Below are 7,243 nucleotides of genomic sequence, written 5' to 3'. Positions count from 1 at the left end.
GTCGAGGGCGACGACGCGGGTCTCCCCCTCCCCGTAGACCTTGTTCAGGCCGGTGGCGCGGGCGGCCGCCCGGCCGGTACGGACGGCGGTTGCGGACATCGTCACGGGAAGCTCCTGCGGGGACGGGAAAAGGGTATGAACGGGCATGGATGATCGCGTTCCGTTCAATCCTCCCAATCCGCGCAGGTCGGAAGTGTCGGTCCCGGGTACGGCGGCCCCCCGCCGTCCCGGCGGGACGGCGGGGAGTCTTCTCCTCCCCAGGTATGACGTCCGCCCCTGAGGCGAAGGTGCCGAGCGGTGGGGCGGCTACTCGACCGCGACGCCCAGGTGCACCGCGAGGCCGGCCAGCCCGCCCGCCACCGCCGTTCCGTCCGGGACGAACTGCCAGCTGCCGCCCTTGCGTTGGAAGGCACCCACCAGCAGGGCGGTGTCCGGCACCCCGCCGGTGGCGGCCGCCCAGCGCTCCGGCCCGGCGGCGCCCGGGCCGTACACCGCCGTCAGGGCCAGCCCGTGGACGTAGCCGAGCGGCAGGGCGGGCGGCTCCTCCTCCTCGGTGGAGACCGCGATCACCACCGCGTCCGCCGCGGCCGGCAGCCGGCCCGGATCCAGCGTCAGTTCGGCCGCGCGGACCGGCTCGCCGGGGACGGAGCGGGTCGGGTGCAGGCGGACGGCGCCGTCCGGGTCCTGCGGGTTGTTGAAGAAGACGAAGTGCTCGTCGCTCAGCACCTTCCCGCCGGCGCAGAGGAACGCGGAGACGTCCAGCTCCACCGCGTCCCCGCCGGCCGTCCGGCTCCGCCAGGACAGTTGGACGCTGCTCGGCCGCTCGCCGGCGGGGACGGGGGTGTCGCCGCCGGAGGCCGTGCTGTCCGTCCGGGCGGGCCGGCCGCCGTTGCCGCCCCCGTTGCCGCCGCCGAGACGGCCGCGCAGGCCCTGCTCGGCCAGCAGCTCGACCAGCTCCGGGCCGCTCACCAGCGTCAGCGGCTTGCCTTTGATGTAGTCGTACGAGCCCGGCCCGAACCCGGCCGTGGTCACCAGGATCCCCTTGTTCGCGCCGTGGTGCTGCACCGTGGAGTGGAGGTCGCGGACGGCGGTGGGGGAGACCGTCGAGCGGTAGCGCTTGGCCTGGATGACGATCCGTCCGCCGGTCACCGGATCGAGGTCGTCGGCGACCACGTCCACCCCGGCGTCCCCGCTGCGGGCCGTCGTCATCACCCGGAACCCGCGCAGCCGGAACAGCTCGGCGATCAGCTCCTCGAACTCGATCGGGTCCATCTCGAAGAGGTCCGGCTCCTCCTCGCCGCCCTGCCCGGCCACGCTGCCGCCGACCGTCTCCGGCAGCCGGTCCGGCCGCACCTCGTCCAGCCGCTCCGGCCGCGCCGACAGCTTGCCGCCGAGCCCCTGGAAGCACTCCACGGCGGCCACCCGGTCCAGCGCCAGCCCGGCGAACTCGGGCCGGTCGACCGTCACCGTGGACAGGAACCGCTCCGCCTCCCGGCCGGTCGCCGGGTCGATGCCGCGGACGAAGCCGTTCAGCACCACCGACGCCAGCAGCCCGTCGGCGTCCGCCCGGAACAGCTCGGCCACCACCCGCAGCGCGGTCTGCGCCAGCACCTCCCGGTACAGCGCCTTGCGCTCGGTGGCCGGACGCGCCACCTCGGCCTCCCGGTCGTCCGTCTTCACGTACCGCACCCGGCCGCTCGCCGGCACGACGTCGGCGCCCGGCAGCTCCCAGTTCACCACCAGCTGACGGGTCGACGCCTCCCAGGCGGCGACCAGCCGGTGCGGGAACCCCTCCGGCCAGCCCGCCGAGGCGTACAGCACGCCGGTGAAGTACTCCTGCACCGCCTCCGGCTGCCCGGAGCGCAGCCGTGACAGCAACTCCTGTGTACGGGCGGCCCGTTCCTCGTCCTCGCGGCGGTGCTGGGCCACCCAGTCCAGATACTGCCCGTGGTACTCGGCGAGCCGGCGCTGCCGCTCCGCCTCGGTGGCCTGCGCCGCGTACCAGTCCTGCTCGAACCGGGCCCGCGCCTGCGCCACGTACTGCTCGTACTGCCGCCAGACCGCCGGATTGCGCGCCTGCACCGGATCCGGCGGCGGCACCTGGTAGTGCGCCTGGTCCGGCATCGGCGTGGGCTCCCCGAGCCGGCCCGGCTCGAAGGCCGGCAGCGTCCGCGGCGCCAGCAGCGCCTGCGGGCTGAACGCCGGCCGGCCCAGACCGGCCGCCAGCAGGCCCTTCAACTCCTCTACCCGGGCATCCAGTTCGGCCGTCCGCCGGGCCGCCTCCGCCTCCCGTGACTGCTGGTACGCCCGCAGCGCCTCGCGCTCACCCCGGGCCGCCGCCCGCTGGGCCTCGCGCGCCTCGCGCTCACTGCGGCGCTGCTCGGCCGCCTGGGCGCGCCACTGGACCTCCTCCCGGCGCTGCTGCTGCCGCTGCGCCTCCGCCCAAACCGCCAGCACCCCGTCGTTCCGCCGCCCCGCCACCGTCCACCCCTTTGCTCCACACCCGGGCGGCTCCGCGCGCCGCCTCCCGGCCGCGCCGCCGCCGCGCCCGCCACAATAGAACGTGGACGGGCGAACCGGCCAAGCGCCCACGACCTGCGGGGCTGCGGGAGGGCCGGACCGGCAGCAGCACCGGCGGCGGCACCGGGGTCGGCATGGCAGGCCCGTCGTCAGCCGGCCACCCGGATCACCGTCTTGCCGACCGTGCCGCGGTCCAGGAAGTGGCGGTACGCCTGCGGCACCTCGTCGAGGCCGAACTCCCGCCCGACCACCGGCCCCAGCCCGTGCGCCCCGACCGCCCGGATCACCGCCTCCAGGTCGGTGCGGCTGCCGACGAACTCGGGCCGGATCGTCGCCAGCGAGCCCGCGTACGCCTCGTCGCTGATCCGCAGCGCGGCCGGCCGGTCGCCGACCACCCAGAGCAGCACGATCTGCCCGTACAGCGCGGCGGCGCGGACGGACTGCTCGATGGTGGCCGGCCCGTGGGTCTCGACCACGACGTCGGCGCCCGTGCCGCCGGTCAGCCGGCGTACCTCACCGGACCACTCGGGCGTCCGCCGGCGGTCGATCACGTGGTCCGCACCGAGCTCGGCGAGCCGCTCGGCCCCGGCCTCGCTGCCGCTGACGGCGATCACCCGGCACCCGTGCAGCCTGGCGAACCGCACGGCGAACAGCGAGACGTCCCCGCTGCCCAGGGTGAGCACGGTCTGGCCGGCGAGGAGCGGGCCGCCGCCGGTCAGCGCCCGCCAGGCCGCCACCCCGGCGCAGGTCAGCGAGGCGGCCTCGGCCCAGCCCAGCTCCGCGGGCAGTACCGCCAGCGCCTGCTCGTCCAGGACGGCGTACTCGGTGAGCAGGCCGTCGACGGTGCAGCCGAGCTGGTCGGCGAGCTCGGGGCGGAGCCGGCCGTCGGTCCACCGGGGGAAGTAGCTGCCGGTGACGTGGTCGCCCACACGGAGCCTGGTGACCGCGGCTCCGGTGGCGACCACCTCGCCCGCACCGTCGCTGAGCGCCACCACCCCGGGCCGGGCGGGTAGCGGGTAGCGGCCGGAGAGGATCAGTGCGTCGCGGCGGTTGAGCGAGGCGGCGTGCACCTTCACCAGCACCTCGGTGGGCCCGGGGGTGGCCGGCTCGCCGTGGTGGAGGGCGAGGCCGTCGGGGTGGCCGGGCTTGTCGAGACGGTACGAGCGCATGGGGGGAGTCCTTCCCGGTGGCGGTTCCTGGCTATGGGCCGATCCTCGCCGCGGCCGGGCGTCGCGCCAATTCCCGCCGGGGAATGAGGGAATGGAACCCCAGGAACGGCCTACTCGCCCCGGACCTCCGCGTACCAGCGCCAGTCGGTTCGGCGCGGGCGGCCGGGGAGATCGGCGCGGCCGGTGGCCCAGAGCAGGGTCGGCCAGGGGCCGGCGGCCGCATCGAGCGGGACGTCGGGGAAGAGCCGGGCGAGCGTGCGGTGGCAGACGTCGGCCGGGGGCTGCCACGGCAGGCCGAGGCCCTCCGCGACGTCGTGCAGGTGAACCAGCGTCTCCACCAGGCTCATCGCGGTGAACCCGGCCGGGTCGGCGATGCCCCACGGGTGGTAGGCGCGGGCGTCGGGCGCCGCGGTGCGGGCCATCGCAACCATCAGGGCGCCGCTCGCCTCCAGCACCTGGACCAGCCCCGTCGGCCCGGACTCGCGCTGTGCGAAGACGAAGCTGTTCGGCCCGCCCGGGAAGTGACGGACGGACAGGAACGGGACGTACCGGTCGAGCGGCGGGGCCTCCGGGCCGAGCTGGGCCGCGTAGGCGACCAGGTCGTCCGCCAGGTGCTCGACGGTGGCCCAGCAGTCCCAGTCGACGGCCCCGGCCGGCCGGGACCAGTCGGCGTCCGCGGGCGCGCCGCGCAGGGTGACGGCGGCGAGGCGCAGCACGAGGGCGAGGTCGTCGGCGGTCACCGGACCAGGGGTGACGGGAGCGGCGGAGGGCTGCGGCTCGGGAGCTTCGTCGATCATGGCGCGACGGTACCAGCGCCGCCGCCGCCGGACCGGTCCTGTCCCGGTCTCCCCGCCCGGCTGGTCGGCCGGTTGCCGGTCATCCGCGTGATCGAGGAGTCTCGGGGTCGGACGGCGTACGCCCCTACTGGCGGTGTACATCCGTAGGCCGACCGGTCCACGGGGGAGTCGTCCGGACGGGCGATGTGCCCCGGCCGCGGCGCCGGGCAGCCTGGGCACCATGACAGCGAACACACAAGTGACCGAACGTCACTTCCACGCGCTCCTGGGGCGCTTGAGGTCCGGCGCCGTGGCGTTCTGCCTGGCGTCGGTCTCGGCGGTGGCGCTGGCGCCGCTGCCCGCCCACGCCGCCGGGGGCGACCAGGTCGAGGAGCGCGCAGGCGGCTACACCGCCAAGATCCGGCGGACCGAGTACGGGGTGCCGCACATCCAGGCCCGCGACTTCGGCGGCCTCGGCTACGGCTACGGGTACGCCTTCGCGCAGGACAACCTCTGCCAACTCGCCGACCATGTCGTGACGTTGCGCGGCGAGCGGTCCCGGTACTTCGGCCCCGACGGGACCACCGCCGACGACCGGACCGTCCCCAACCTGGCGAGCGACACCTACCAGCGGGGCGTGCGCGAGGCCGGCACCGTGCAGAAGCTGCTGGACCGTCCGGCCCCGCTCGGCCCGACGGACGAGCTGCGCCGGATGGTCGAGGGCTACGCGGCCGGGTACAACCGCTACCTGAGCGACACCGGCGTGGCGAAGCTGCCGGACGCCACCTGCCGGGGCAAGGACTGGGTCGGCCCGATCAGTGCCCTGGATCTCTGGTCGCTCATCCTGGACGTCAACACGGCCGGCGGCGAGGTCGCGTACAAGGGCGCCATCGGCACCGCGACGCCGCCGGGCGCCGCCGGGACGGCCCCCAGCGCGGCCCCCGTCACGGCCCCCGTCGCGAAGAAGGCCCGCACCGTGCCCGCGAGCGGTGGCGAGGCCGCCGACCTCGGCAGCAACGGCTGGGCCCTCGGCCGCGACGCGACCCGCGACGGCACCGCCATGCTGCTGGCCAACCCGCACCTCAAGTGGGCCGGCAGCGACCGCTTCTACCAGGTCCAGCTGACCATCCCGGGCGTCATGGACGTCGCGGGGGCGGGCCTCTACGGCACCCCGCTGGTCGAGATCGGCCACACCCGCGGCCTGGCCTGGACGCACACCACCAGCTACGCCGACCACGCCTCGGTCTACCGGCTCGCGCTCGTCCCGGGCGACCCGACCCGCTACCTGGTCGACGGCCGGGCCGAGCAGATGACCGGCCGGAGCGTGCAGGTCACCGTCCGGGCCGCCGACGGCACGGTGTCCACCGTCACCCGCACGCTCTACGACTCCCGTTACGGGCCGGTGCTGGCCGACGGGTGGACCACCGAGCACGCCTTCGCCGTCCGCGACGCCAACGCCGGCAACCTGCGCTCGATGAACGAGTGGCTGGCGATCGGCAAGGCCCAGAACCTCGACCAGCTGAAGCAGGCCCAGCGCACCTACCAGGGCGTGCCCTGGACGTACACCATCGCCACCGACACCGGCGGCACGGCGTACTTCACCGACAGCTCCGCCGTCCCGCACCTCACCGACGCGCAGAACGCGCAGTGCGGCCGGGAGACCGAGGAGTTCGGCAGCGTCCTGGACGGCTCGACCACCGCCTGCGACTGGGGCAGCGACCCGGACGCGCTGGTGCCCGGCGTCTACGGGCCCGCCAACCACCCGACCCTCACCCGCACCGACTACGTCGCCAACTCCAACAACGGCCCGTACCTGACCAACGCGGACGCCCCACTCGCCGGACTGCCGAAGATCTACAACAACGGCACCGCGATCGGCCCGCGCGCGCAGCTGGGCCTGCAGATGATCGCCGACCGCCGGTCCGGCCGCGACGGCCTCGGCGCCGCGGGATTCACCCTGCCCTCGCTCCAGGCGACGATGTTCGGCGACCGCGTCCGGACCGCCGAGCTGAACCGCGACGACGCGGTCGCGATGTGCCGCGCCCACCCCACACCGACCGCGACCGACGGCACCCCGGTGGACGTCCGCGCGGCCTGCGGGGTGCTCGCCGCCTGGAACACCCGGGCCGACGCCGACAGCAAGGGCACCGTGCTCTGGCAGGCGTTCTGGCTGGAGCTGGGCCGCGGCGGCCCGCACACCTGGGAGCGGGTGCCGTACGACCCGGCGCAGCCGCTCACCACCCCGCGCGGGATCGACGGCGAGAACGCGGCCGCCCAGCGCGCGCTGGCCGACGCGGTGCGGCGGCTGGCCTCCCAGGGCACCCCGTTGGACGCGCCGATCGGGCTGGTCCAGCGTTGGGCGGGGATCCCGCTGCAGGGCTGCTCCGGTGGGCTCGGCTGCTTCAACGTCCTCACCGCGGGCCCGGACTCGGGCAACGGCGGCGGCACCCGGCCGGCCGACCTGGCGACCGTCCCGCACGGCTCCAGCTTCATGATGACCACCGAGCTGACGCCGCAGGGTCCGCGCACCCGCACCCTGCTCAGCTACGGCGAGTCCGCCGACCCGGCGTCGCCGCACTACACCGACCAGACCCGCCTCTTCTCCCGCAAACAGTGGGTGACGGAGCGGTTCACCGAGGCGGAGATCAAGGCGTCGCCGCAGCTCCGGGTGACGACCCTGGTCCGCTGACCACTCCCCGTGGCGGGGGGGGGGGGGGGGGGGGGGGGGGGGCACACCGCCCCCCCCCCCCCCCCCCCCCCCCCCCCCCTCTTCCTCCT

The 7,243-nt window shown here is 75.5% G+C and carries 4 protein-coding genes and 1 pseudogene; 1 reads left to right on the top strand and 4 read right to left on the bottom strand.

All coding sequences use genetic code 11. The features are described from left to right. The 4 genes and pseudogenes from ACZ6NC_RS09410 to ACZ6NC_RS09395 all read right to left on the bottom strand — a co-directional run. A pseudogene (locus tag ACZ6NC_RS09410) lies at positions 1-105 on the bottom strand (ABC transporter ATP-binding protein); the annotation flags it as partial. A gap of 201 nt (positions 106-306) precedes the next feature. Next, positions 307-2,481: a restriction endonuclease gene (locus ACZ6NC_RS09405; protein WP_465730635.1), complete on the bottom strand. Its 2,175-nt coding sequence runs from the start codon at positions 2,479-2,481 to the stop codon at positions 307-309. Between the two features lie 188 nt (positions 2,482-2,669). Continuing rightward, positions 2,670-3,689 carry a zinc-dependent alcohol dehydrogenase family protein gene (locus ACZ6NC_RS09400; protein WP_465730633.1) on the bottom strand — a complete coding sequence of 340 codons (1,020 nt, stop codon included), beginning with the start codon at positions 3,687-3,689 and terminating at the stop codon, positions 2,670-2,672. A gap of 110 nt (positions 3,690-3,799) precedes the next feature. Further along, positions 3,800-4,486 carry a DinB family protein gene (locus ACZ6NC_RS09395; protein ID WP_465730631.1) on the bottom strand — a complete coding sequence of 229 codons (687 nt, stop codon included), beginning with the start codon at positions 4,484-4,486 and terminating at the stop codon, positions 3,800-3,802. Positions 4,487-4,706: 220 nt separating this feature from the next. Between ACZ6NC_RS09395 and ACZ6NC_RS09390 the strand changes: the two genes are divergently transcribed. Beyond that, positions 4,707-7,154, top strand: a complete 2,448-nt coding sequence (locus ACZ6NC_RS09390; protein WP_465730629.1) for a penicillin acylase family protein — start codon at positions 4,707-4,709, stop codon at positions 7,152-7,154. The last annotated feature ends 89 nt before the right edge of the window (positions 7,155-7,243 follow it).

This window comes from Kitasatospora sp. NPDC041988 (assembly GCF_055588525.1).
This window is presented reverse-complemented; position numbering and strand designations above follow the sequence as displayed.